Source organism: Lysobacter sp. 5GHs7-4, from assembly GCF_021284765.1.
In the GTDB taxonomy this organism is placed as follows: Bacteria; Pseudomonadota; Gammaproteobacteria; order Xanthomonadales; family Xanthomonadaceae; genus Lysobacter.
Genome location: NZ_CP089924.1, coordinates 170,259 through 195,494 on the forward strand (window position 1 = coordinate 170,259; position 25,236 = coordinate 195,494).

24 protein-coding genes and 1 pseudogene are annotated in these 25,236 nt (G+C 68.9%); 16 read left to right on the top strand and 9 right to left on the bottom strand.

Annotated elements, in window-relative coordinates:
- Positions 1 to 123: 123 nt before the first annotated feature.
- Positions 124 to 876, bottom strand: coding sequence for an SEL1-like repeat protein (locus LVB77_RS00665; RefSeq protein ID WP_232908305.1), 753 nt, complete (start codon positions 874 to 876; stop codon positions 124 to 126).
- Between the two features lie 253 nt (positions 877 to 1,129).
- Positions 1,130 to 1,933, bottom strand: a complete 804-nt coding sequence (locus tag LVB77_RS00670) for a sel1 repeat family protein (RefSeq protein ID WP_232908306.1) — start codon at positions 1,931 to 1,933, stop codon at positions 1,130 to 1,132.
- Positions 1,934 to 2,172: 239 nt separating this feature from the next.
- Between LVB77_RS00670 and LVB77_RS00675 the strand changes: the two genes are divergently transcribed.
- The 8 genes from LVB77_RS00675 to LVB77_RS00710 all read left to right on the top strand — a co-directional run bounded on the left by LVB77_RS00675 (position 2,173) and on the right by LVB77_RS00710 (position 13,182).
- Positions 2,173 to 4,152, top strand: a complete 1,980-nt coding sequence (locus tag LVB77_RS00675; RefSeq protein ID WP_232908307.1) for a UvrD-helicase domain-containing protein — start codon at positions 2,173 to 2,175, stop codon at positions 4,150 to 4,152.
- A 24-nt stretch (positions 4,153 to 4,176) separates the two neighbouring features.
- Positions 4,177 to 4,686, top strand: a complete 510-nt coding sequence (locus tag LVB77_RS00680; RefSeq protein WP_232908308.1) for a GNAT family N-acetyltransferase — start codon at positions 4,177 to 4,179, stop codon at positions 4,684 to 4,686.
- Between the two features lie 72 nt (positions 4,687 to 4,758).
- Positions 4,759 to 5,223: a RidA family protein gene (locus LVB77_RS00685; RefSeq protein WP_232908309.1), complete on the top strand. Its 465-nt coding sequence runs from the start codon at positions 4,759 to 4,761 to the stop codon at positions 5,221 to 5,223.
- Between the two features lie 87 nt (positions 5,224 to 5,310).
- Positions 5,311 to 6,216 (top strand): hypothetical protein, encoded by a 906-nt coding sequence (locus LVB77_RS00690; protein ID WP_232908310.1) that lies wholly within the window; start codon positions 5,311 to 5,313, stop codon positions 6,214 to 6,216.
- Between the two features lie 97 nt (positions 6,217 to 6,313).
- Positions 6,314 to 7,246 carry a 5'-nucleotidase, lipoprotein e(P4) family gene (locus tag LVB77_RS00695; RefSeq protein ID WP_232908311.1) on the top strand — a complete coding sequence of 311 codons (933 nt, stop codon included), beginning with the start codon at positions 6,314 to 6,316 and terminating at the stop codon, positions 7,244 to 7,246.
- A 451-nt stretch (positions 7,247 to 7,697) separates the two neighbouring features.
- Positions 7,698 to 8,606, top strand: a complete 909-nt coding sequence (locus tag LVB77_RS00700) for a hypothetical protein (RefSeq protein WP_232908312.1) — start codon at positions 7,698 to 7,700, stop codon at positions 8,604 to 8,606.
- Between the two features lie 114 nt (positions 8,607 to 8,720).
- Complete coding sequence (plsB, locus tag LVB77_RS00705; protein WP_232908313.1) at positions 8,721 to 11,597, top strand: glycerol-3-phosphate 1-O-acyltransferase PlsB; 2,877 nt, start codon at positions 8,721 to 8,723, stop codon at positions 11,595 to 11,597.
- 304 nt (positions 11,598 to 11,901) lie between these two features.
- Positions 11,902 to 13,182 (top strand): hypothetical protein, encoded by a 1,281-nt coding sequence (locus tag LVB77_RS00710; RefSeq protein WP_232908314.1) that lies wholly within the window; start codon positions 11,902 to 11,904, stop codon positions 13,180 to 13,182.
- A gap of 128 nt (positions 13,183 to 13,310) precedes the next feature.
- Here LVB77_RS00710 and LVB77_RS00715 read toward each other — a convergent pair whose 3' ends face one another.
- The 5 genes from LVB77_RS00715 to LVB77_RS00735 all read right to left on the bottom strand — a co-directional run bounded on the left by LVB77_RS00715 (position 13,311) and on the right by LVB77_RS00735 (position 16,647).
- Entirely contained in the window at positions 13,311 to 13,925 is a 615-nt protein-coding gene (locus tag LVB77_RS00715; RefSeq protein WP_232908315.1) for a hypothetical protein, read from the bottom strand.
- Positions 13,926 to 13,936: 11 nt separating this feature from the next.
- Positions 13,937 to 14,566, bottom strand: coding sequence for a hypothetical protein (locus LVB77_RS00720; protein WP_232908316.1), 630 nt, complete (start codon positions 14,564 to 14,566; stop codon positions 13,937 to 13,939).
- Positions 14,563 to 15,177 (bottom strand): hypothetical protein, encoded by a 615-nt coding sequence (locus LVB77_RS00725; protein ID WP_232908317.1) that lies wholly within the window; start codon positions 15,175 to 15,177, stop codon positions 14,563 to 14,565. Before LVB77_RS00725 ends, LVB77_RS00720 begins: the two co-directional genes overlap by 4 nt.
- Positions 15,178 to 15,376: 199 nt before the next feature.
- Positions 15,377 to 16,201, bottom strand: a complete 825-nt coding sequence (locus LVB77_RS00730) for a DUF4198 domain-containing protein (protein WP_232908318.1) — start codon at positions 16,199 to 16,201, stop codon at positions 15,377 to 15,379.
- 239 nt (positions 16,202 to 16,440) lie between these two features.
- A complete protein-coding gene (locus LVB77_RS00735) occupies positions 16,441 to 16,647 on the bottom strand; it encodes a YdcH family protein (RefSeq protein ID WP_232910408.1) in 207 nt (68 codons plus the stop codon).
- 247 nt (positions 16,648 to 16,894) lie between these two features.
- Here LVB77_RS00735 and LVB77_RS00740 point away from each other — a divergent pair, with 247 nt between their 5' ends.
- The 4 genes from LVB77_RS00740 to LVB77_RS00755 all read left to right on the top strand — a co-directional run bounded on the left by LVB77_RS00740 (position 16,895) and on the right by LVB77_RS00755 (position 20,351).
- Positions 16,895 to 17,248: a hypothetical protein gene (locus tag LVB77_RS00740; protein WP_232908319.1), complete on the top strand. Its 354-nt coding sequence runs from the start codon at positions 16,895 to 16,897 to the stop codon at positions 17,246 to 17,248.
- Positions 17,249 to 17,423: 175 nt separating this feature from the next.
- Positions 17,424 to 18,353, top strand: a complete 930-nt coding sequence (gene ttcA / locus LVB77_RS00745) for a tRNA 2-thiocytidine(32) synthetase TtcA (protein ID WP_232908320.1) — start codon at positions 17,424 to 17,426, stop codon at positions 18,351 to 18,353.
- 50 nt (positions 18,354 to 18,403) lie between these two features.
- On the top strand, positions 18,404 to 19,309 hold the full coding sequence (locus tag LVB77_RS00750) for a recombination-associated protein RdgC (RefSeq protein WP_232908321.1): 906 nt from the start codon (positions 18,404 to 18,406) through the stop codon (positions 19,307 to 19,309).
- Between the two features lie 244 nt (positions 19,310 to 19,553).
- A complete protein-coding gene (locus LVB77_RS00755) occupies positions 19,554 to 20,351 on the top strand; it encodes a SprT family zinc-dependent metalloprotease (protein WP_232908322.1) in 798 nt (265 codons plus the stop codon).
- A 211-nt stretch (positions 20,352 to 20,562) separates the two neighbouring features.
- Here the strand turns inward: LVB77_RS00755 and LVB77_RS00760 are convergent, their stop codons facing one another.
- Positions 20,563 to 21,438, bottom strand: a complete 876-nt coding sequence (locus tag LVB77_RS00760) for an alpha/beta hydrolase (protein ID WP_232910410.1) — start codon at positions 21,436 to 21,438, stop codon at positions 20,563 to 20,565.
- A gap of 29 nt (positions 21,439 to 21,467) precedes the next feature.
- Positions 21,468 to 22,430 (bottom strand): ferrochelatase, encoded by a 963-nt coding sequence (gene hemH / locus LVB77_RS00765; RefSeq protein ID WP_343226215.1) that lies wholly within the window; start codon positions 22,428 to 22,430, stop codon positions 21,468 to 21,470.
- 231 nt (positions 22,431 to 22,661) lie between these two features.
- Here hemH and LVB77_RS00770 point away from each other — a divergent pair.
- The 4 genes and pseudogenes from LVB77_RS00770 to tatC form a co-directional block, all read left to right on the top strand.
- A pseudogene (locus LVB77_RS00770) lies at positions 22,662 to 23,357 on the top strand (lipid-binding SYLF domain-containing protein); the annotation flags it as partial.
- Between the two features lie 247 nt (positions 23,358 to 23,604).
- A complete protein-coding gene (gene tatA, locus LVB77_RS00775) occupies positions 23,605 to 23,829 on the top strand; it encodes a Sec-independent protein translocase subunit TatA (protein WP_232908324.1) in 225 nt (74 codons plus the stop codon).
- Positions 23,830 to 23,869: 40 nt separating this feature from the next.
- Complete coding sequence (gene tatB, locus LVB77_RS00780; protein WP_232908325.1) at positions 23,870 to 24,262, top strand: Sec-independent protein translocase protein TatB; 393 nt, start codon at positions 23,870 to 23,872, stop codon at positions 24,260 to 24,262.
- Positions 24,249 to 25,022 carry a twin-arginine translocase subunit TatC gene (gene tatC / locus LVB77_RS00785; RefSeq protein ID WP_232908326.1) on the top strand — a complete coding sequence of 258 codons (774 nt, stop codon included), beginning with the start codon at positions 24,249 to 24,251 and terminating at the stop codon, positions 25,020 to 25,022. The genes tatB and tatC overlap by 14 nt, the downstream gene beginning before the upstream one ends.
- Positions 25,023 to 25,236 lie beyond the last annotated feature (214 nt).

Genomic DNA, 25,236 nt, shown 5'->3' on the forward strand with positions numbered 1-25,236 from the left:
CCCCCCCCTTGCCCCCCTTTTTCAAAGGGGGGAACAAAGCTGCGCCTGGATTCGATACCGCCGACTGGTCTTCCCCCTTTGGAAAAGGGGGATTGAGGGGGATTTGCTCTTGGCAATGCGTCCCTACTTCTCCGGTGCCTCGACCTTTTTCACCTCGCCCACCTCGACCTGCCCGGTCAGCGTGCGCAGCAGCAGACCCTGGTCCTTCCAGTAGGCGTCGGTGCGGGTGCGGTGGTCGCCGTAGAACTCGCCCTGGGCGATGCCGCGCATGGCCTGGACCGACACCGCGCTGCCGCCGCCGGCGGCCCAGATGTCCGGCCGGCCCAGGCCTACGTCCAGGCGCGCGGTCTGGGCGCCGACGCGGCTGCCGGTCTGGCTGCGGGCGAAGTGGCGGATGTGCGAGTTGATGCGCGGCAGCGTGGTCGCGTCGCCGTAGCGGGCGAAGTAGCCCTCGCCCTGCACCGCCACCTGCACCTGCTGCTCGGGCGTCAGCGATTCCCAGATTTTCTCGCGCATCGCCAGCAGTTCGGCGTTGTCGCCGCGCTCGGCGGCCAGGTCGGCCCAGATGTAGGCCAGCACGGGGTTGCGGTCGGTGCCTTCGCCGTACCAGTGCATCATGCTGAGGAAGTGCTGCGAATATTTGTCGGCGTAGCGCGAGGCGTGTTGGAACTGTTTGATCGCCTCGGCGTAGCGGCCGTTGTCGTAGGCCCAGATGCCGTGCCAGCGGTGCAGTTCGTTCGGGTGGCCGGCCGATTGCAGGATCGCGGACTGGTAGATGTCCAGGTTGGTCGCGCGTTCACGCTGCTGCGCGGCGGGGGCGGCCCAGGCGGCCAGGGGCAGCAGCAGGCACAGCAGCAGGCAGGGGCGGGCGTTCATCGACGGCTCCTCGTGGATGGCGGCATGGCGAATGCCCCGTACCTCGTGTGGCCTGCGATCTTTTCGTAGGGCTGACGCGAGTTCTTATCGCAACGGCCCCTGAAACGCCACGGCCAACACGGACGCGGGTGCGTTCGTGTTGGCCGGTGTAGCACCCGGACCGGGTGGGAACAATGGCTATTGCCGGCTTTTCGCGCCGCCGCCGACCTACGGTCGTTGCGGCGGCGCGGTCCGGCGACCACCGGAGCGGTGGTTACGGCGCGGGCTTGGGCGTCGGCTCTTCAGGAACTTCGGGCACCGGCGCGTCCACTTGCGGGCGGGTTTCCGGAATGCGCGATTCGACCTTGGGCGCGTCGCCTTCGCGCACCACCTCGACGTCGCCGACGTCGACGCGACCGATCGCCGGCTTCATCCAGATGTTGTCCTGCCAGGCCCAGTACTTCTTGGCGTCCCAAAAACGCTCGTCGTAGAACTTCGAGCCCGGAATCGACTGCTCGCCGGCCGGGCCGGGCACCAGGATCTGCAGATTGCCGGTAAAGCCGGTACGGCTGCCGGTGGTATTGCGGCGGCCGGTGCGCAGTTGGAACTCGTAACGCGGCTTGGCGGCCTCGTCGCCGAAGCGCGCATAGACCTCCTGCCCCTCGGCCGTGGCGCGCTCGCGCTCGGCCGCGCTCAGTGCGTTCCAGTACCGTTCGCGCAGCCCCAGAAACCCGGCATAGCCGCGCTCGGCCGCCAGATCCATCCAGGCGTAAGCCATGGCGCGGTCCTGCGGCGCGCCCTCGCCGTTCCAATACATCTCCGCGACCATGCCCTGCGAGGGCTTGTCGGCGAAAAAGCTGGCGCGACGGAAGAAACGCAGCGCATCGTCGAAGCGCTTCTCCTTGTACGCGTCCATGCCCAGCATGCGGTACTTCAGATCGGGGTGGTGGGTCAGGAAGCCGGCGGTGATCAGCAGCGGGTCCTCGACCGGATCCGGCGGCGGCACGGCCTTCTTCTCGGCCGCGATGGCCCCCAGCGACAGCGGCAACAGGGCCAACAGCAGGATCGTCTTACGCATCACGTCGTCCTTCTCACGTTCTCAGGTCCAGGGAACCAGGGTAGCCGGTCTGGGCCACCCGAGCAGGTAAACTCATGGGCTACGCGCCGGGATGGCGCGCGCCGGCCAAACACGCAAGTGCTTGATCCAGCGTGTGCGGCATCGGGCTGGCCCGACGTCGCGATGTTCGAACCGGTCCAGGACGGATCGGTTGGAACTTCCCTCAGATAGACCGGCGCAGCCGCCGAAAGATGACAACGATGCACGGCCTCAATCCCCCCCAGCGCGCCGCCGTACTGCACACCGAGGGCCCCCTGCTGGTGCTCGCCGGCGCGGGCAGCGGCAAGACGCGCGTGATCGTCGAGAAGATCGCCCACCTGATCGCGTCCGGCCGCATGCCGGCCAAGCGCATCGCCGCGATCACCTTCACCAACAAGTCCGCCAAGGAAATGAAGGAGCGCGTCGCCAAGCGCATCAAGGGCGACGCCGCCGAAGGGCTGACCATCTGCACCTTCCACGCCTTGGGCCTGCGCTTCCTGCAAATCGACCATGCCAAGGCTGGCCTGCGCCGCGGCTTCAGCGTGTTCGACAGCGACGATTCGTCGGCGCAGATCAAGGACCTGCTACCGCCCGGCAGCAAGCCCGACGTGCTGGACAACATGCGCAACCTGATCTCGCGCGCCAAGAACGCCGGCCTCTCGCCCGAGCAAGCGCTGGAGCTGGCCGCCAGCCCGCGCGAGATGGAAGCCGCATTGCTATACCAGCGCTACCAGCAGCGCCTGACCACGTTCAACGCGGTCGATTTCGACGACCTGATCCGCCTGCCCGTGCAGATGCTGGAAGCCGACGAAGAGCTACAGCTGGCCTGGCGCGAGCGCATCGGCTATCTGCTGGTGGACGAGTGCCAGGACACCAACGATGCGCAGTATCGGCTGCTCAAGTGCCTGGCCGGCGCGCGCGGTCTGTTCACCTGCGTGGGCGACGACGACCAGTCGATCTACGCCTGGCGCGGCGCCAATCCCGACAATCTGCTGGAGCTGGGCAAGGATTATCCGGCGCTGGAGATCATCAAGCTGGAGCAGAACTACCGCTGCAGCAACCGCGTGCTGCGCGCGGCCAACACGCTGATCGCCAACAATCCGCACGAGCACCCCAAGACGCTGTGGAGCGATCAGGCCGACGGCGAACGCATCCGCGTCTGGGAGTGCCGCGATAGCGCGCACGAGGCCGAGAAGGTCGCCAGCGAGATCCATTTCCTGTCGCAGAAGCACAGCGCGCCCTGGAGCGATTTCTGCATCCTGTTCCGCGGAAATCATCAAAGCCGTGCGCTGGAAAAGGCGCTGCAGCTATTGCGCGTGCCGTACCACCTCAGCGGCGGCACCGCGTTCCTGGAGCGTCACGAGGTCAAGGATGCGCTGTCGTGGCTGCGCCTGATCGCCAATCCCGACGACGACGCGGCCTTCCTGCGCGCGGTCACTTCGCCCAAGCGCGAGGTCGGCGCGACCACGCTGGCCAAGCTGGCCGAGCTGGCGCAGCAGGCGCACATGCCGATGTCGCGAGCGGCCGAATCGGTGGGCGCGCTCAAACAGCTGGCGCCGCGCGCGGCCAACGCGCTGGACGGGTTCACCAGCATCGTGCGTTCGCTGCGCGGCGAAGCGCAGCGCATCAGCCCGGCCGAACTGGTGCGCGTGCTGGGCGAACGCAGCGGCCTGCTCGCTTCGATCCGCGCCCAGTGCAAGGACGAAGCCGGCTTCCAGCGCCGCAAGCAGAATCTGGAGGAACTGTCGGACTGGTTCGACGGCGGCAAGGGCGCAGGTCCGGGAGAACTGGCCGCGCAGCTGGCGCTGCTGTCGCACGCCGACAAGGGCGAGGCCGGCAACCAAGTGCGCCTGATGAGCTTGCACGGCGCCAAGGGCCTGGAGTTCCGTTATGTATTCATCGTCGGCGTCGAGGACGGCAACCTGCCGCACGAGGCCAGCATCGACGAAGGCCGCCTCGATGAGGAACGCCGCCTGATGTACGTGGGCATCACCCGCGCCAAGGAAGCGCTGTACCTGTCGCATGCGCGCGAAACCCAGCGCTGGGGCGATCGCATCCGCCTGCAACCCAGCCGTTTCATCGACGAGTTGCCGGCGGCCGAACTGCAACGCGACGGCGCCGATCCGGTCGCCGATGCCGCGCGCAAGCAGGAACGCGCCAGCGCCGGTTTCGCCGCGATCAAGGCCTTGCTGGAAGGCTGAGCGCGCGCCCGACGGAGGAATGCCATGAGCGAACGCGACCACAGCCGCCTGCACATCCGCGACATCGCCGACGGCGATCATGCGGCGGTGCTGGCGTTGAACCTGGAATCCGAGGCCCTGCTCAGCCCGATGGACGCGCCGCGGCTGCGCGCCCTGCTGGACGAGACGGCGTATGCGCGCGTGCTGGTCGAGGGCGAACAGGTGTTGGGCTTCCTGCTCGCGTTCCGCGAAGGCTGCACCTACGACAGCCCGAACTACCGCTGGTTTCAGGCGCATTACCCGCGCTTTCTCTACATCGACCGGATCGCGGTGGCGGCATCGCAGCAGGGCCGCGGACTGGGCGCGGTGTTCTATCGCGACCTGTTCGATTTCGCACGCGCCGACGGCATCGGCGCGATCGCCTGCGAGTTCTACAGCCAGCCTTTGAACGAAGGCTCCAGCCGTTTCCACGCCAAGTTCGGTTTCGGCGAAGTGGGCACGCAGTGGGTCGCCGAAGGCCGCAAACAGGTGTCGCTGCAGATCGCCGCGCCCTGAGCGGCGCGGCGGGATTGCACGGCCGCGCCGGTTGCGGGATGGTGCGAATCCCAGCCCGGTTCGGACACGAGCATGCCTGCCTCCATCGCCTTGTCGCGTAGCGCCTTCGTCGCCGCCCTGTTCGCCGCCGCCGCCGCGCAGGCCGGCGAACCGCCGCAGTTCCTGCAATCGCCCGATGCGGGCGCGGCCACGCTGCCGTTCTCCGAGGCGGTGCGCAGCGGCGATCTGCTGTTCCTGTCCGGCCAGATCGGCACTGTGCCCGGCAAGCTGGAGCTGGCGCCGGGCGGGATCGCCGGCGAATCCGAGCAGACGCTGGACAATATCGAGCGCGTGCTCAAACGCCACGGCGCGACGATGAGCGAGGTGATCAAGTGCACGGTGTTCCTGGCCGACATCAAGGAATGGCCGGCGTTCAACGAGGTCTATCGGCGCCATTTCAAGGCGCCGTATCCGGCGCGCAGCGCGATGGCGGCTTCGGGTTTGGCGATGAATGCGCGGGTGGAAGTGGAGTGCATCGCGCAGGTGAGCAATCGATAAGGCGCGCGGCGGCAGGCGATGCGGCTCGCCGCATCCTACGGTCAGGCGGCATGCCAGAATCGGGCGTAGGCGATACGGATATCGGCGATGCACGAACAAGCGGTCCTGACGGCGAACCATCCCTTGCTCGGCGCGGCCGGTACGCCGGTGACCATAGCCACGGTCGAGCAGCATTACGCCAACTCGGCTTCGGCCAACGCCGCCGCGCAGTTCCGCTGCGCCGATCAGCACTGCAACGTCAGCGTGCGCTGCGTGATCCCGGCGGGATCGACGTCCAACCGCAAGACCAGCCCGGCGGCCTACTTCCGCGGTCGCCATAAGGCCGGCTGCACGCGCGCGCCGGTGCCGACAGCAACCGTGCCCGCGCCGGCCGCCGCCGTGATACCGGCCAGCCCGAATCGCGGCCCGATACCGACGGTGTGGGTCGCGCGCGCGGCACCGCCTTCGCCGGCCACCGCTGCCGCGCCCCATAGCGGCGGCGCTGCCTCGGCAGGCGGGTCGGCCCGCTTGAGTCAGGGCTCGGGCAGCAGCCAGCCACAATCGGGCCTGATCGAGCGCTTCGCCGACGAGTGGCTGGCGATGAACGCGGCCGCGCAACGCGCAACGCCGCTGATCGCGCCATGGAACCCCGGCGGCACCTATCACTCGGCGGTGCATTCGATCGGTTATCACCCCGGCACCGATGTGACCGTCGTGGGCGAGCGCATCTTCGGCGGCGTGCTGGCCTCGGTGCTGGCGGGCAAGAGCGGCTACGTGCTGACCCTGTTGGAGAAGAACGCCAACGGCGACGACCTCACCGTCTGGGTACAGAGCGCGAGCTTCAGCCAAGGGCGCGCCGGCGCCGCATTGCAAACGCGCCTGGCCGCGCTGACGCAGACGCTGCCGGCCGGCCTGCGGGTGTTCGCGCTGGGCGAGTTCATTCCGCAGTTGCGGCCCAACCGGCGTTGGTACGCGCTGCCGATCGTGCACCCGCATGACCTGCACCTGATCTAGGGCCGCCGGCCGGCAGACCCCGAACCCAACCGATTGCGAAACGGCCGCGCCATCGCGCTCGGCTACACTTCAGCCCTTTCCACGCACTGGATCGCGCATGCACACCCGCGCCCTTACCCTGTCCGTCCTCGCCTGCGCGCTCGCGCTGGGCGCCTGCAAGCGCACCGAGCCGGCGGCCGCACCGGCCCCAGCCGCAACGCCCGCGACCGCAGCCGTCCCGGCGACCGGCGCCACGCCCGCCGCCCCGTCCGCACCCGGCGCGGACGACAACCTCAACGCCGTGCTGTGGGTGCAGACCTCGGCCGAGTACCGCGCCGCCACCGAAACCGTCTACCGCGCGGCCGCCGACAAGCTGGACCTGGCGCTGAAGCAAAAGAACTGGGACGCGCTGGTGCCCGACGAACGCGGCAACGCCGCCACCGGCCTGGCGCCGGCGGTGATCATGGACGTGGACGAGACCGTGCTGGACAACTCGCCCTATCAGGCGCGCCTGGTCCGCGACGGCAAGGAATACGACGAAGTCACCTGGGACGCCTGGGTCGCCGAAAAGAAGGCGCAGCCGCTGGCCGGCGTGGTCGACTTCGCCAAGGCCGCCAACGCCAAGGGCGTGACCGTGCTGTACCTGTCCAACCGCGCCGAGCACCTGCAGGCCGCCACCATCGCCAACCTGCGCGCGGTCGGCATGCCGGTGAAGGACGACAGCGTGTTCCTGGGCCTGGGCACCTTCGTCGAGGGCTGCGAACAGAACGGCAGCGAGAAGAATTGCCGCCGCAAGCTGGCCGGCCAGAAGTACCGCGTGCTGATGCAGTTTGGCGATCAGCTGGGCGACTTCGCCCAGGTGGTGGCCAACACCCGCGACGGCCGCAGCCAGCTGCTGCAGCAGCACCACGACTGGTTCGGCGAGCGCTGGTGGATGCTGCCCAACCCGACCTACGGCTCCTGGGAGCCGGCCGTGTTCAACAACGCCTGGGACCAGCCGCGCGAAGCGCGTCGCGCCGCCAAGCGCGAGGCGCTGAACGTCGCGCCTTGAGGCCGATCCGGGCGCATGCCGCGACGCAGCATCGTCTCGGCATTTAAAATCAATATCTTATCTGACTTAATTTCAGGTATTGCATTAGGTTCGCGGGCGACGTAGTCTGCTCGCGTCCGGCCTCGGCCGGAGCCATGCCACAACTCGAAATCCCGGCTTCGGCCGGTTTATAAGGAGGCCCAGCGCCTCCTTTTTTTATGCGCGCAGCGGCCGCCATAGGCCTTGCCGGCACACGACGGGGTCGAACTCAAATGTCACGAAGACCGACGATAGAGAGAATTCGCGTCTTTTAGCTGCTCGATGCCGCCAATTGGCGCACCTGACGCAGCCACCTTGCGCAATCCGTCTGCAACGCGCCCGCCACCCGCGCCGGCCAGGATCCGGAACCGACTTGGCTTGTCGCCGACCCCGGCCCCGGCCAAGATGCCGCTTGCGACTGGGGAGCCGCCTCATGCCACCGATTCGACGCGCCTTGGCCGCGTTGCTGCTGATCGTCGTCGCCTGCGGCGGCTGCGACCGCACGCCATCGACCGACCGCGACGCGCCGCCCAAGTTGCCCGCCGAGGCGGTGCAGCAACTGGTGCACGACCTGCGCCGTAACGACCTGGCCGGCTACGCCCGCCACGCCGTGCCGCCGGCCCTGCACGACCGCCTCGAAATCGCCTGGCGCGAGGGCCGCACCACCTGGCCGCTGACCGAATTGCCGCTGGAAGACCGTCTGCCGGGCTTCCTGCAGGCCCTGGCCGCACCCGGCGCGGAGAAGAAACTGCAGGCCGTTTACCAGCGTCAGTTCGCCGGCGCCCACACCGAGCTGCGCTCGGCCGCCGCCACCCTGGGCCTGTTCGCCACCCAGTACGTGCGCAGCGAAGGCGACTACAGCGACGAAGAACGCGACCACTACGCCCAGCTCATCGGCGCGATCAGCGCCTGGGGCCAGCGCGCGCCGCTGGGCGACCCCAAACGCGCGCGGATCGCGATCCCGCAGTTGGCCGCGGCAGCACGCCAGACCGGCCTGACCGGCGCCGACGCCCTGCGCCTGACCGGCATGGCCCGCAGCCTGGAGCGGCTGGGCCCGTTTTTCGGCCGCTTCAAGCAGGTGCTGGTGAGCTACGGACTGGACGTCGATGCCGGCCTGGACCGGGTCGAGGCGACGCTGGCCGAGCAGACCGGCGACAGCGCGCGCGTGCGCCTGCGCTACACCATCGCCGGCCAGCCGATCGACGCCTACGTGCGCGTGGAGCGCCTCGACGGCCGCTGGTACCTGAGCGATGTGCTGCGCCATGCCGAAGCCGAGGCGACGCGACCGCTGGACGCGGGCAGCGCACACCCCACCGCGCCCGCAGCGGCCACCGCGCCCTAATCGCGTCCACCGCACGCGCGGCGCGGACCGACGCCGCGCACCCTCCGGGACCGGCTTGAACGACGGCCCAAGCCGGCCGCCGACACGCAAGCAGCCCCAAGCCGAATGGGCATAATGGCGACGATGCCGAAACAAACGCCCCTGCCTTTCCCCGACGCCGCACCGGCCCGCCCGGACGGCGCCACGCCTGACGCCGGCCCCAGCGGCGACGCCCCCGAGGCCGACGCCGCGTCGCCCGGCGACACGCCCACCGCGCCCCGCATCGATCACGAAGCCGACACGTTCGCCGCCGAAGCGCGCGAAATGACGGACGTTGCGACCGACCCACCCCTCTCACCGGACACCGCCACCATCGCGGACGCACACGACCCCGACCAGCCCGAACTGCCGATGCCGCCGCCGCCCGCGGCCGCCTCGGAAACGCGCGCCCTGCCGCCCGCGCGCCGCCCCTGGTGGGCCAAGCTGCTCGGCCGCCTGATGGCACCGTGGGTGCAGCTCACCATCGAACCCAAGTCGCCGTCCGAGCACGTCGCCGAGGAATGGAACGGCCGCCCGGTCTGCTACGTACTGGAGGACTACGGCCTGTCCAACGCGCTGATCCTGGAGCGCGCCTGCCGCGAGAGCGGCCTGCCCTCGCCGCTGCAGCCGCTGCCCGGCGATCCGCTGGGCCGCAAGCGCGCCTATGTCGCGCTGTCGCGCCGCAACGCCGGCGGCACCCTGGTGCCGTTGCAGGCGCTGGGCGAATCCTTGGGCGCCGCCACGCCGCAGCCGCCGCCGGCCAAGACCCATTCCGGCTCGCTCGCGCGCCTGCTCGACGCGCACCGCGACGATCCGCAACTGGACGTGCAGCTGGTGCCGGTGTCGATCTTCGTCGGCCGCGCGCCGGACCGCAGCACGGGCTGGTTCTCGGTGCTGTTCTCAGAAAACTGGACCCTGGTCGGCCGCTTCCGCCGCCTGCTCGCGATCCTGCTCAACGGCCGCCACACCCTGGTGCGGTTCTCGCCACCGGTGTCGCTGCGCGGCATTGTCGCCGAAGGCCTGCCGGCCGAGCGCACGGTGCGCAAGCTCTCGCGCGTGCTGCGCACCCACTTCCGCCGCATCCGCGCCGCGGTCATCGGCCCCGATCTGTCGACGCGTCGTTTGCTGGTCGATCAGGTGCTGGCCTCCGAATCGGTCAAGGACGCCATCGCCGACCAGGCGCGGCGCGACAACAGCTCGCCGATCGACGCGTGGAAGAAAGCGCATGCGATCGCCTACGAGATCGCGGCCGACTATTCGCACCCGGTGGTGCGCTCGGCCAGCTTCCTGCTCACGCCGGTGTGGAACCGCATCTACCGCGGCGTGCTGGTCCATCACCTGGACAAGCTCAAGCAGGAAGCGCCCGGCTTCGAAGTGGTCTACGTGCCCTGCCATCGCAGCCACATGGACTACCTGCTGCTGAGCTATCTGCTCTACACCAAGGGCATCGTGCCGCCGCACATCGCCGCCGGCGCCAATCTCAACCTGCCCGTGGTCGGCACCATCCTGCGCAAGGGCGGCGCGTTCTTCCTGCGTCGCAGCATCCGCGGCAGCGCGCTGTACTCGGCGGTGTTTTCCGAGTACGTGGCGCAGTTGGTCGCGGGCGGCTATTCGATCGAGTACTTCATCGAAGGCGGGCGCTCGCGCACCGGCCGGCTGCTGCCGCCCAAGGGCGGCATGATCGTGATGACGGTGCGCGGCTTCCTGCGCCAGCCCACGCGCCCGGTGCTGTTCCAGCCGGTCTACATCGGCTACGAGAAGCTGATGGAAGGCAACAGCTACCTCGACGAGCTGTCGGGCAAGCCCAAGGAAAAGGAATCGATCTGGCAGCTGCTGTGGGGCATCCCCAAGGTGCTGCGCTCCAACTACGGCCAGGTGGTGGTGAACTTCGGCGAGCCGATCCGGCTCAACGACGTGCTCGCCGAACACGCGCCGGAATGGGACGGCCGCCCGGTGGGCGAGGACGACAAGCCGCAGTGGCTGTCCGACACTGTCGCCGCGCTGGCCGAACGCATTCAGGTCAACGTCAACCGCGCCGCCGACGTCAACCCGATCAACCTGCTGGCGCTGGCATTGCTGTCCACGCCCAAGCACGCCATGGGCGAGGCCGACCTGCTGGCGCAGATCGCGTTGTCCAAAACTCTGCTCGCGGAACTGCCCTACTCCGACCGCGTCACCGTCACCCCGCACACGCCGCAGGAAATCGTCGCCCACGGCGAAGAGATCAACGTGCTGGAACGCATCTCGCATCCGCTGGGCGACGTGCTCGGCGTGGACGGCGAGGACAAGGCGGTGTTGCTGAGCTACTTCCGCAACAACGTGCTGCACCTGTTCACCGCCGCCTCCTGGATCGCCTGCTGCTTCCAGCACAACCGCCGCATGAGCATGACCGGCGTGCTGCGCCTGGGCCGCAACGTCTATCCGTTCCTGCAAGCCGAGCTGTTCCTGCCCTGGAGCGAAGAAGAGTTCGCGCAACGCCTGGCGCGCACGGTCGAGGTGTTCATCCGCGAGGGCCTGCTGGAACGCGTGAGCGAGGACGACGGCGGCATCCTGGCGCGCAACGCCGGCCAGACCGACGAGGTGTTCCGCCTGCGCGCGATCGGCCATTCGCTGCAACAGGCCTTCGAGCGCTACTACATCGCCATTTCGGTGCTGGTGAAGAACGGCCCGGGCACGATGTCGGCCGGCGAACTGGAAAGCCAATGCCAGCTCGCCGCGCAGCGCCTGTCGCTGCTGTACGCGCCGGCGGCGCCGGAGTTCTTCGACAAGACCCTGTTCCGCGGTTTCATCCAGAAGCTGCGCGAACTCAAGCTGGTCTGGCCCGACAGCAACGGCAAGCTCGCCTTCGACGCGCGCCTGGATGCCTGGGCCAAGGACGCCAAGGTGATCCTGGGCCGCGAGCTGCGTCATACGATCGAGAAGATCAGTCCGGAGATGGCCAAGCCGGTGGTGGTTGAAACGGCGACTGAGTGAACGAGGTCGCCGGACTTAGTCCGGCGTTGCAGCACTCAACAGGCCTGAGCTCGCCCGACCTCTCCATCCCGTCATTCCGGCGAAAGCCGGAACCCATTTCGATCTTCGCGCAGGCCAAGCTTTCGCGCCCGTTGCGCCCCGCAAAGCAAAATGGGTTCCGGCTTTCGCCGGAATGACAAGTTAGGGGCGACTAGACAAGCCCGTTCGCGCACGCACCCCATCAACAGCCGTCGATCTGATAACCGTCACTGCCGGCAGCCCCGCGACCCGGTTACCATCGCCAGACTCCGCACCGGTCCCGCCGATGTCCGCACACGCTTCGACCTCCGCGATCCCGTCTGATCCCGCCGCGCGCGACGACCGCCCGACGCGCGGCGCCTGGCTCGAAATCCCGCTGCTGTCCGCGCGCCTGCTGTGGCGGCACTGGCCGGCATTGGCGTTCTGGTTCTTCGCCCAGCGCGTTTGCTACGACCTGCTGATGAACCTGGCGGTGAAGTTGGGCGAGCGCTCGGTGCTGCTGTCCTTCGCCGCGCTGTCGGTGCTGATCGTGACCCAGCTGGTCGGCACCATCTTCATGTTCCAATCGCTGCGCCCGTCGCTGCCGATGCTGGCCTACGGCGCGGTCACGCCGAACACGCAGGCGGTGCGCAAGCAATGGATCACCGCGCTGGCGATCGCGCTGCTGCCGTTCTTCGCCTACTACGTCGGTTGGGGCCTGCTGGAAAGCCTGCGCCGCTACTTCACCACCGCCTACATATTCAGCGTGTGGGAGCGCGAGGATCTGCGCCACGTGCTGACCCTACAGGGCCTGTGGATCGCGCTCGCGGTGGCCTGGGCGGTGCGCTGGTTCAGCAAGCGCCGCGCGGCGGCCACCGGGCACGCGTCGTGGAACGTGCTGGCGACGATCTGCGAGGCCTACTGGGTGTTCGTCGGCGTCGCCGCGATCGGCCAGATCATGCAGGGCGGCAAGGACTGGTGGCACGAACGCGCGGTGTACGTCGCCGTCACCGACTGGTGGGAAAGCCCGACCGCGCTGTTCGCGTTGTTGGCGCCGATCAAGCGCGCGCTGGCGCCGCTGTGGGATTTCCTGACCACCGCGGCCGGCGCGGTCGCGCTGCCGCTGATCTGGCTGGCGATCACCGCGATCATCTACGGCATCGATCTGCGCAAGGCCCAGCGCATCGATCAGGCCGACGCGCCGCTGGAGCGCGCGGTCGCGCGCTTCAAGGCCATGCACTTCACCCTGCGCATGCTCGCCGACAAGGCCAGCGCGGGCTGGACCAGCAAGGGCGTGCCCGTGGTCAACAGCCTGCGCCTGGTGTTGCGCGCGGGCCTGCCGGCGCTGCTGACGCTGTGCGTGTGCTGGCAGCTGCTGGCGTATCTGGACTCGTGGTCGTGGCACTGGATGCAGCAGCTGGTCGGGCCCAAGGATCCGGACTGGCAACGGGTGGAAGGACAGATCTATGCGGTGTTCCTCAACACGCCACTGTCGTTCCGTACCTCGCTGCTGACCGATGTGCTGCGCGTGGTGTTGCTGGCGGCGACGTTCGACCGGGCGATCGCGCGTTTGCCGCGGGCGCAGTGAACCGGTGAGCGCGGCGCCCGGAGTTCGGTCGCGGTGGAGCCCTGGATGCCCGCGTTCGCAGGGATGACGAGCGAAGGCCAAGCGGCGGCGACGCTTGCCGCGCGCTCGGGAATGACGAGCAAGAACCGTTACAGCGCGAATTCGAGATAGCGCCCTTGGGCCTTATCCGTGTTCTTCAGTTCGATGCGCGCGCGCAGCTCGTCCGGGCGCCTTCCGCGCGGCAGTACATAGAGGTGCTCGAACGCGAACGGCCGCGTCGGCAGCGCCATCACTTGTTTGAAGTCGGCGTCGTAGCCGCTGCCGCAGGTGTCCGGCAGGCGCGGGGTGGACAAGCGCGGCAAGGCGGCGCCGCCGGTTTCCCAACGCCGGCCCTGGGCGTCGACGATCGCGCCGCTGCAGCGGTCCAGGTCGGCGGCCTTGGTGCCCTCGTCGGCGATCACTTCGTAACGCAGCTGCAGCACTTCGGCATCTTTGCGCAGCGAGCCGCGCAAACGCGGATCGCCGGCGAGCAAGGTCTCGGCCGAGATCAGCTTCCAGCGCGCGCCGGCGAAGGCGGTCCAGTCGCCCTTGGCCGCGATCACCGCCGTATCGGGATTGCGCTGGCGGTACTGTTGCAAGGCATCGCGGTAGGGCAGCCACAGCGCCAGCGCGCCTAGCACGGCCGTGCCGACCAGCCAGCCGGCGTTGCGCCGCCACCAGCCGGCGGGCGGTGCGGCAGCGCCGGAGTCGTCGTTCGTCGTCATCGGTGCGGCACTCACAGGCGCAGATCCAGTACCGGTTTGGCATCGGCGAGCAGCTTGCGGGCGGTGGCCTTGTCCAGACCCAGGTCGACATCGACCAGGCTGTCGCCGCCCGCCGGCAAGGTGAGGCCCCAATACAACTGCAGATGCGCGCCCTCGATCTGCTCCGGCGGCAGCTCGAAGAACCACGCCCCTTCCTCGGGCAGGCCCGGCGCCAGCTCGCGCTCGCTGAGGTTGAAGCCGCGCAGATTGGGCCGTTCTTTGCTGGAGGCGACATAGACCACGCCGTCGCGCGTGCGGAGCTGCGCGGTCAGATAGCCCGGGCGCTGCAGCGCCTCGACCTTGGCCAGCACCGACAGCCACACGCCCGGGCTGCGCAGGGTGCGGTCCTCCTGGCCGTAGTCGCCCTTAAGCAGATAGGCATGGGCGACCTTGCGCCGGCCGACCTCGACCGCGAAGTTGCGTCCGACCGCGCGCGCAGCCGGGGCCGACTGCAGTTGGGGCGCGTCGCGCTGTTCGTAATCGGACTGGCCCTTGCGCAGCGCGACCACGGCGATCAGCGCGAGTACGATCCACAGCGCGTCGCGCCAACGCCAACGCGGCAGGCGCCCGTGCGGCGCTGCGGCGGGCGACGGCGCGCTCACGGCGCCACCAACCGGTCGCGCAGATCCTGCACGGGCAGTTCGAGTTTGGCCATGGGATCGCCCTGCATCCAACCGCTCTCGTCGTTGAGATAGGCTTTGGCCTTGTAGTCGCGCGCGAACAGGCCGAAGGTCTGGCGCGGCGCGTAGACGTAGGCCGGCGGCAATTTCCAGACCAGGTCCACGCGTTGGACCATGCGCGGGTGCAGATCGCCGATCACGCCATGGTCGTCGGCCATCTGCAGGCTGTCGGCCCGCACCGGCTCGCGCGTGGCCGAGACCAGGATCAGATCCTTGAGCGGATAGCCGAAGCCGCCGAAGCTGCGCTCGGTGAGGTTCTCGATATCGGCTTGCAGCACCAGGTAGAGCTGATCGGGTTCGATCTGGCCGCCCGGGCGATAGCGCGCCACCCAGGCGCGCAATGGCGTGACCGCCATCGCGCCGCTGAGCACGCGCTGGCCCGCCGAGTATTGCGGCAACGGCTTGGTCTGGCTCTTGGCCTGCTTGAAGCCGCCCAACGCGAATGTCGCGACCAGTGCCACGGCGGCCACCGCGGCGGCGGCCTGCCACCACGGATTGCGCGCCGCGCCTATGAGTTCGTCCTTGTCCGCCATGCCTGGGCCCATTGCGAGTGCGGGCACCGTAGCACAGGCGTCGCGACCGGCAGCAGTCACGGCCGTCACCGATTGCGCATGACAGAGGCTATGCACGGCGAGCAGGCGGCGCCTTTATTTCTGAACGCCCGGACGATGCCATGCCCGTCGCCAAGCGGCGATCGGCTCAGCGCTCCGATCGCCGCCGCGCGACTTGATCTCAGGGCTTGGCCGACGCCGTCGCCGGCAAGCCGACTTCCAGCGCCAACGACGCGTTATGGCTTTCCCAATGGTCGGCGTCGATCTTCTCGTGCACCGTCACGAACAGGAAGTACAGGCCGGCGCGGGTCGGCCGGAACGCGACTTCGCCCGCGCCGTCCGCATGCAGGTTGCTGTCGCGCGCGTTCTCCACGTCGTACAGATCCTCGGCCCGATGCGCGAGGTAGTGCTCGTTGTCGGCCACCACCACCATGCGCGCGTTCGGCACCGGCTTGCCGTCGCGCAGCACGCGCAGGCGCAGTTCGCCGCCCAGATCCAGGCGGTTGGGCGAGGACAAGGGGATGATCTCCACGCCGCTGTTCATCGGCCGCGCGACATAGCCGGGTTCGCCCTTGGCCAGATAGGCGTCGGCGCGGCTGAAATACTTCAGCGAAGAGGGACGGCCCTGCTTGCGCGCGATGTCGTCGGAGAAATACAGCTTGCCCTCCGCCGTTTCGATGGCCTTGTAGGTGGGGCCCGGGCGCACGCCCGTGCTGATCCGATAAGTACCGTCGCCCGCCAGCACCGGCTCCAGATACACCGCGGCGCGGGTCTTGGCGGTGGCGCGGATCGGCTGCTGCGTGCCGTCCGGTGCGGTGATCGAGAAGTTCGGCGAGTCCATCGCGAAGTCGGCCTGGAACGGGAGTTCCGTGAAAGCGGATTCGACCTGCAAGCGCGCGTTGAGCACGTTGAACTGGTTGGGCTTGAGGAACGGCACGTGCGCGCCGGCGGAGGCGGCCGCAAGGCACAGGGCCAGGCCGCCGAGGGCGGCTTTCAATCGGGTCATGGGGGTGTCCGGCAGAAGGATTCGCGCGGCGATTCTAGTCTTCCGGTGCGCTTCCGACCCGGGTCGCCGTCACATCGATACGGAATACCGACATGCGAACCCGGCGCGCCGAACGGCAGCGCCGCAGCGGACGCGTTCGACATTCGCGTGCGTATGCGGCGACCATGGCCTCTTGGAAAAAACCGCCGGCTTCGCGCATCCGCCAACCGCTCGGGCCACCGCCGCGCGGTCGTTCCGACCTACGCCGGCTCGTCGGGAATCAGCGCGCTTTCCAGCCGCGCGATGCAGTCCTTCAACCACAGCTTGCGCTTCTTCAATCGCTTGACGGTGAGCTCGTCGGCATCGCTGTCCTGGGCCAGACGGTCGATGGCCGCGTCCAGGTCGCGATGTTCCAGCCGCAGTTCGGCAAGCTTGCGTGCTACTTCGGCGGGATCATCGCTTTCGATCATGCGCTGAGCTTAACGCGCGAGTGTGGCGGCGCCATATCCCTGCGTGGCGAACGCAGGCCGGCGCCGGCCCGCCGTCCGCCTTGGCCACAAGCGTCAACGCCTCACAGCGAACGACCGCGCGGGCAAGCGGCCGAGACGGCCAACTGTCCGCCCCCTGAATAGTAAAAATTTCGTTCATATTTAGTTAGAAGATCGTTTGCCTATCCTGCAGCCGCGGATTACCCGCCCACCAAGGAGAGGTCTGATGAATCGCTGGATCCCGCTATCTGCGCTCGCACTGATCGCCGCCTGTTCGCCGCTGCTGGCCGCCACCTCGCAGGGCGCCGGCACCAAGCCGACCCAGTCCGGCATCGTCGTGCAAGGCGAAAACGGCACCAAGTGGTGCTGTCCCGACGGCAAGAAGGGCCCCAAGTGCGAGCAGGGCGTATCCACCCTGCCGGTGGGCGCCGCCTGCAATTTCGCTTCGGCGCTGGTGGTGGATGAGGGCATCACGCCGGCGATGAGCGACCGCGGGCGCGCCGCGCTGAAACCGCAGGCGGAAGATCCGCGCCTGATGCCGGCCGCACAGCCGGTCGTCCGCCCCGCCTCCGGGAAATGAGCGTGTCGCCGACCGCCCCATCGGACGGGGCGGCGGCTTGCTGCACTTAGGCGACGGCGAACGGTTTCGCCGCCACGACGGCGCGGTTTCCGCGCCGTCGCTTTGTCCGCCCCACCGCGCTCGTAAGCCGGATCCTCGTGAGCCGGATCGCAGCCGCTCCTTTGCTGCCCGTAGAATGGACGGTCTGATGAGTACCGTCCTGCCCCTAGCCGAACCCGTACGTCACGTCCGCGCCGACCAGCGTCGCGGCCACGAACACCAGCGCCTGGCCAAACGCCTGCGTCACCAGGTCGGCCGCGCGATCGCCGATTTCGGCATGATCGAGGACGGCGACAAGGTCATGGTCTGCCTGTCCGGCGGCAAGGACAGCTACACCCTGCTGGACATCCTGCTGCAGCTGCAGAAGAAGGCGCCGGTCAAGTTCGAACTGGTCGCGGTCAACCTGGATCAGAAGCAGCCCGACTTCCCCGAGCACGTGCTGCCGGCCTACCTGGAATCGGTGGGCGTGCCGTACAAGATCCTCGAGCAGGACACCTACTCGGTGGTCACCCGGGTCGTGCCCGAGGGCAAGACCATGTGCTCGCTGTGCTCGCGGCTGCGGCGCGGCGCGTTGTACACCTACGCCGAGCAGGAAGGTTTCACCAAGATCGCGCTGGGCCACCACCGCGACGACCTGGTCGCGACCTTCTTCCTCAACCTGTTCTTCCACGCCAAGCTCAGCGGCATGCCGCCCAAGCTGCTGTCCGACGACGGCAAACACGTGGTGATCCGGCCGCTGGCCTACGTGCGCGAGGACGACATCGCGCAATACGCGCAGCTGCGCGAATTTCCGATCATCCCCTGCAACCTGTGCGGCTCTCAGGAAAACCTGCAGCGCAAGCAGGTCAAGAAGATGATGGACGCCTGGGAACGCGACACCCCGGGCCGGATCGAGACCATCTCCCGCGCCTTGGGCGATATCCGCCCTTCGCAGCTGTCCGATCCCAAGTTGTTCGATTTCCTCGCCCTGGGCCGTCTCGGCCAGTCGCCGCTGCCGGACGCGCATGCGTGGCTGGCCGGCGAACCGCACGAACAGGAAACAGGCACCGAGCCTGCGGCCATGTAAGACCCGGCCGCGGTTCCGCCCGTTTCCCTTCCTTACTTTTCGGGACTTCGATGTTCTTTCGCAATCTGACGCTGTTCCGCTTTCCGACCACCACCAAACTCGACGAACTCGAAGCAGGCCTGGAGGAGTGCAAACTCAAGCCGGTCGGCCCGCTGGAGTTGTCTTCGCGCGGCTTCATCTCGCCCTTCGGCCGCGACGCCGAGGCCATGTCCAATCGTATCCAGGACGCGATCTGGCTCAGCGTCGGCGGCGAGGACCGGCTGCTGCCGGGTTCGGTGGTCAACGACATGCTGGCCAAGAAGCTGGCCGAAATCGAGCAGAAGGAAGGGCGCAAACCCGGTAGCCGCACCCGCAAGCGGCTCAAGGACGAGCTGATCGTCGACCTGCTGCCGCGCGCCTTCATCAAGCCCAGCCGCACCGACGCGCTGCTGGACCTGGAGCACGGCATCGTCGTGGTCGACACCTCCAGCCGCAAGAGCGGCGAGAACGTGGTCAGCGAGATCCGCCGCGCGCTGGGCAGCTTCCCGGCGCTGCCGCTGAACGCCGAAGTCGCGCCGCGTTCGATCCTGACCGGCTGGCTGGCCGGCGAGCCGCTGCCCGAAGGCCTGAGCCTGGGCGAGGAATGCGAACTGCGCGATCCGATGGAACAGGGCGCGGTGGTCAAGTGCCAGCGCATGGAGCTGCAAGGCGACGAGATCGACAAGCACCTGGAGACCGGCAAGCAGGTCACGCGCCTGGCGCTGAACCTGGACGACCACGTGTCCTTCGTGCTCGGCGAAGACCTGGTGATCCGCAAGTTCAAACTGCTTGACGGCGCCGTCGACAGCCTGGAGAACACCGAGCGCGACGACCTGCGCGCCGAGCTCGACGCGCGCTTCGCATTGATGAGCGCCGAGGTGAAGCGCCTGTTCAACGTGCTGGAGCCGGCATTGAAGTTGAGCAAGGCCGAGGCTTGAGGTAACAGGCTGTCTCGGCGGCTCCGCAGCAAGAGCAAATCCCCCTCAATCCCCCTTTTTAAAAGGGGGAAGTGCAAGCAACAGCCAACGCTCGCCACCCAAGCGGTTGAGTTCCCCCCTTTGAAAAAGGGGGGCCAGGGGGGATTTGCTGTTGCTCTTACTGTTGTCGTTGCCGTTACCGCCCCCCCTGCCCCGCAACCGTCATCCCCACGCGCTATCCTTCCTGCATGGCGGATCCCCACCCATGAGCAGCCTGCTGCGCCTGCTGACCGGCCAGTCGCGGCCGGTCGCGCGCGGGGTCGAGCGCGAGACGATCACGGTGGTGCTGGACGACGGCCGCAGCGTCGAGGTGTTGCGCGTGCGCGATCCGCGCGCGCGCCGGCTCAAGCTCAGCGTCGACGAGCGCGGCGCGCGCCTGACCTTGCCGATGCGGGCCAGCGAGCGCGCCGGCGAACGCTTCGTGCGCGAGCACGGCGCCTGGTTGGCCGCGCAGCTGGACAGCACCCGCAGCGAGCACGCCGCGCTGCAACCGCATGTGGACGGGCAGCTGCCCCTGCGCGGACAATCGCGGCCGCTGCGCTGGAGCGTCGGCCGCTACCTGCGCATCGCCGAGGACGAGGACGGCGCGATCGCCATCGTCGCCCCGGAATCCGTCGCCCCGGCCGCCTTGCGCCGCGCGCTGCGCGATTTCTACGAAGGCCAGGCCCGCGCCGACATCGGCCGCTGGCTGCCCAAATACCTGCAGGGCCTGCCGCGCGCGCCGGCGCGCATCCGCCTGCGCGTGATGTCCTCGCAATGGGGCTCGTTGTCGCCGGACGGCGCCTTGTCGCTGGATCTGGCGTTGGTGCTGGCGCCGCCGGCCGCGTTCGAATACGTGCTGGTGCACGAGCTCTGCCACCTGATCCACGCCGACCACTCGCGCGCGTTCTGGCGCGAGGTCGAGGCGCGCTGCCCGCGCTGGCGCGATCAGCGCGAGTATTTCCGCGCGCAGGGCCGGCCGCTGAAGGCGGCGCTGAATGCGCTGTGCGGTAAGAACGCCTAGAGCCTCGGCCCTGGGGTAGGAGCGGCGCAAGCCGCGATCGCGTCACTTCAATCACCATGCAGGTCGCGATGCAGTTGGCGGGGATCGCGCCTCATGTCACTTCCAGCGTCGCGCGCGATGCGAGGTGCATCGCGTGCGTGAGTTTGCGGTCGCGGCTTACGCCGCTCCTACCCCAAGGCGGTTGCCGCTTGGAAGACTCGAAGGGCCACGGCTACAGCGGCCGCGTCAGAAAGTCTCCGATCGCGGCCATCACCGCTTCGGGATCTTCCATATGCAAGTGATGCCCGCCGGGCACCGCCGCGCTTTCGCCCCGGCGCAGCACAGCGATGCGCGCGTCGCGCAGCCCGGCCGGGAAATACTGGAACGCGGGCTCGACGTAGACCACGCGCGTGGGGCATTCGATCGCCGCGACCACGTCGCGCACCTGCGCCTCGGTCATGCGCACCGCGGTGGCCAGGGTCAGGCGCGGATCGCTGCGCCAGACATAGCCGCCGGCCGAGTCGTCGGCGTAGTGGCCCGCGGGCACCGGCGCGATGCCGCGCTCGACCAGCAGACGCGCGACCGGCTCGCTCAAACCGTTGGCCTGCATGCGCGCGCGCACCGCGGTGGCGATGTCGCCGAACACGCGCAGCCGCTTGCCGGCCAGCGCGGCCTGGTCGGCGAACGCTTCGCGCAGACGCGCCGCGGTGCGCTCCTCGACCTCGGGCAGGCCGCCCAGGGCCTCGATCAGCTGCAGGCGTTCGATCCGTTGCGGCGCGGCGGCGGCCATCAGGCTGGCGGTGGCGCCGCCCATCGAGTGGCCCAGCAGGATGAAGCGGTCCCAGCCCAGCGCATCGGCGACCGAGAACGCGGCGCGCGCGGCAGCGATCAGGTTGTATTCGGCGGACGGCGGCAGGTGCGCGCTGACGCCGTGTCCGGGCAGGTCCGGCGCGACCAGGTCGAAGCCGGCCAGATGCGGCGCCAGCGGCACGAAGCTGGCGGCGTTGTCGAGCCAGCCGTGCAGCGCCAGCAGGCGCGGCGCGCCGTGGACGTTGTTGCGCAGGCCGCCGATGCGGCCGAACGGCGTGTCGACCACGAACTCGCGCAGCGCCGGCGCGGCGCGGCTGCCGTCGGCGCTCACGTCCAGCGCTCCAGCTGCTCGCGCGCGACGCCGGCCAGCGCCGCCGCGTGCGCGGGGCTGTCGTTGAGACAGGGGATGTAGCGCAGCTCGCCGCCGCGGCCGGCGACCTCCTCGGCCAGCATCATCGCCACTTCTTCCAGCGTTTCCAGGCAGTCCACCGCGAAGCCGGGCGCGACCACGTCGATGCGGCGCAGGCCGCGCGCGCTCAGCGCCTCCAGCGTGTTCGCCGTGGCCGGCTCCAGCCAGCGCTCGCGGCCGAAGCGCGATTGGTAGCTCAGGGTCCAGGCGTCGTCGGCCAGGCCCAGCGCGCGCGCGATCGCGCGCGCGCTGGCCTCGCATTGCTGCGGATAAGGATCGCCGTCGTCGGCCAGGCGCTGCGGCAGGCCGTGGAAGGAGAACAGCAGGTGGTCGCCCGCGCCGTGGCTCTGGCGATAGGCGCGCACCGAATCGGCCACCGCCGCGACCCAGTGGGGATTGCGGTAGTAGTCCTCGACCATGCGCGTGGTCGGGCCTTCGCCGCGCGCGATCACGTCGGCCACCGAAGCCGAGGTCGAGGTCGAATACTGCGGATACAACGGCAGCACCAGCAGACGGCGCACGCCGTCGGCGCGCAGGCGCTGCAGCGCGGCGCGCAGCGAGGGCTCGCCGTAGCGCATCGCGTCCAGCACGCGCACCTGCGGCAGCTCGCGCTGCAGCGCGCGCGCCAGGCGGCGGGTGTACACGGCCAGCGGCGAACCGCCGTCCTCGCCGTCGATCCAGATGCTGGCGTACTTGTGCGCCACCCGCGACGAACGCAGCGGCAGGATCGCGAAATGCAGCAGCGGGCACCACAGCCAGCGGGTCAGGCTGACCACGCGCCGGTCGTGCAGGAACTCGGCCAGATAACGGCGTACCGCCGCCGCGGTCGGGGCCTGCGGCGTGCCCAGATTGACCAGCAGTACGGCGGTGTCGGCGCTCACGCCGGCGGACTCGGAAAGGGACGGGGATTGGGCGATGCTGGCGTCGGCGTGCATGCCTATAGGATGACAGCACCCGCCGGGCCGGGCAGCATGCGCGGGTCGCGGCGCGCTCGTCGGCGACGATTCCATGGCGATTCATCGCCGCGTTACTAGTCTGAACCCCAGCTTGAACCCTGGCGCGCGCCCGCGGTCGAACGCGTGCGCCGCCCCCCGTCTTCGCCGGAGTCCCCCATGTCCCGTCCGTCGCGCCTCGCCGTCCTCGTGCTCAGCCTGAGCTTCGCCGCATCCGCCGTCGCCGGCCCCGATGAGGACGCCCGTGCGCGCAACGCGGTGCGCGTGCTCGGCGACATCCAGCAGATTCCCGAGTCGGCGATCCCGGACAAGCTGTTCGACGAGGCGCGCGCGATAGTCGTGGTGCCCGACACGCTCAAGGTCGGCCTGGTGCTGGGCGGCCGCCGCGGCCACGGCCTGGTCTCGGTCAAGAATCCCGACGGCACCTGGTCCAACCCCAGCTTCGTCAAGCTCACCGGCGGCAGCGTGGGCTTCCAGGCCGGCGTGCAGTCCTCCGACATCGTGCTGGTGTTCCGTGGCGAGCGCGGTCTGGATTCGATCGTCAACGGCAAGGTCACCCTGGGCGCCGACGCCGGCGTCGCCGCCGGCCCGGTCGGGCGCAGCGCCGCGGCCGCCACCGACGGCCAGCTCAAGGCCGAAATCTGGTCCTGGTCGCGTGCGCGCGGCCTGTTCGCGGGCGTGGCCCTGGATGGCGCGGTGCTGCAGATCGACGACCAGGCCAACCAAGTCGTCTACGGCGACGGCACCACCCCGCGCATGATCTTCGAGGGCCGCGCCGCGCAGATGCCGTCGGAGGCCGTGGTCGACTTCCGCGACCGCCTGGAGGAAGCCAGCGCGACCGCGCGCGCGAACCGCCAGGAAGCGCCGCAGCCGGCCACCGGCGCCACCGTCTACCCCTCGACCCCGGCCAATACGGCGCCGGCCGCGCCCGTCGCTCAGCCGGCCCAGCCGACCGCACCGGTCGAGGAACAGAACCAGACCAAGGTCGAGCCGCTGCCGTAAGCGCGGCGGCGGCCCATTCAGGCCGCACCATGCCTGCGGTCACGGGTCGCGTAACACGGCTTGCGGTATCCTCAGCGTCCCAACTCCGGCGGAATCACACATGGGCGGTTTGAGTCTTTGGCACTGGCTGATCGTGCTGGTGATCGTGGTGCTGGTGTTCGGCACCAAGCGCCTGAAGAACGTGGGCCAGGACCTCGGCGAAGCGGTGAAGGGCTTCAAGAAGGGCGTGCAGGACGAGGACAAGCCGGCCGCGCAGCTCTCCGACGAAACCCGGCGCGACGACGCCAACGCGCAGACGCGCAACGACGAACACACCCCGCGCTGACACGCCTTAGCGTTCCCCACGGCGTTTCCGGCGCGCGGTCATGTTCGACATCGGCTTCTCCGAAATCTTCGTCATCGCGGTCGTGGCCCTGCTGGTGCTGGGCCCCGAACGCCTGCCCAAGGCCGCGCGCTTCGCCGGCCTGTGGGTACGGCGCGCGCGCGCGCAGTGGTATTCGGTGAAGTCGGAGCTGGAAAACGAGCTGGCCGACGAGGAGCTGCGCCGCAGTCTGCGCCAGACCCAGGCCGATCTGCGCGAGGCGCAGGAAAGCCTACGCAATCAGATCCACGACAGCCGCGACAGCCTCCAGCGCGAGCTGCGCGAGGCCGAACGCAGCGTCGAGGCGCTGGACGGCAAGCCCGCCGACGCGGCGACCGCCGAGCCCACCGCGCTGCCCGCCCCCACCGCACCGGCCCACGACGATGAGCGACGCTGATCCCCGCGCCGCGACGTCGGCCGACGACGAGACCGCGGCCGAGCCGCGTCTGCTCGACCATCTGATCGAACTGCGCGCGCGCCTGCTGCGCGCGGTGGTCGGCCTGCTGATCGTGTTCCTGGCGCTGATGCCGTTCGCCTCGGAGATCTTCTCGCTGCTGGCCGGCCCGCTGTTGGGCAAGCTGCCCGAGTCGGGCAAGCTGATCGCCGCCGACCCGGCCGGCGGTTTCTTCGTGCCGGTCAAGCTGGCGTTCTTCGCCGCGCTGTTCGCGACCGTGCCCTGGCTGCTGTATCAGGCCTGGGCCTTCGTCGCGCCCGGCCTGTACAAGCGCGAGAAGCGCCTGGCCCTGCCGCTGCTGGCCTCGGCGGTGACGCTGTTCTACGCCGGCTGCGCGTTCGCTTATTTCCTGGTGCTGCCGGCGGTGTTCGGCTTCCTGGTCAAGTTCACCCCGTCGGTGGTGGCGATGACGCCCGACATCGGCAAGTACCTGGACTTCGTGCTGGTGATCTTCCTGGCCTTCGGCGCCAGCTTCGAGCTGCCGGTGGCGCTGGTCATCCTGGTGCTGCTGGGCTGGGTCACGCCGCAGCAGCTCAAGGAAGGCCGCGGCTATGCGATCGTCGGCATCTTCGTGATCGCCGCGGTGATCACGCCGCCGGACGTGGTGTCGCAGCTGATGCTGGCGATCCCGATGTGCGTGCTGTACGAGTTGGGGATCATCGCGGCGGGTTGGGTGAAGCCGCGCGAAACAGCGGAAAGCTGAGCGCGGCGCGGCGGTGCGTGGGGAGCCTGCGAGGCTCCTACATCTCTAGTGCGGACGCTTTCTGTGGGAGCGACGTGAGTCGCGATTCGTTGGCGCCCGAAGATCGGTCAGTACGACTTTCGTCGCTGCCGCGGTGAGTCGCAGGGCAATCGCCAGATTCGGCAAAGCCGCGCATGGGTAAGCATTCGCGGATGCGGTTGCTGATGCATTCGGT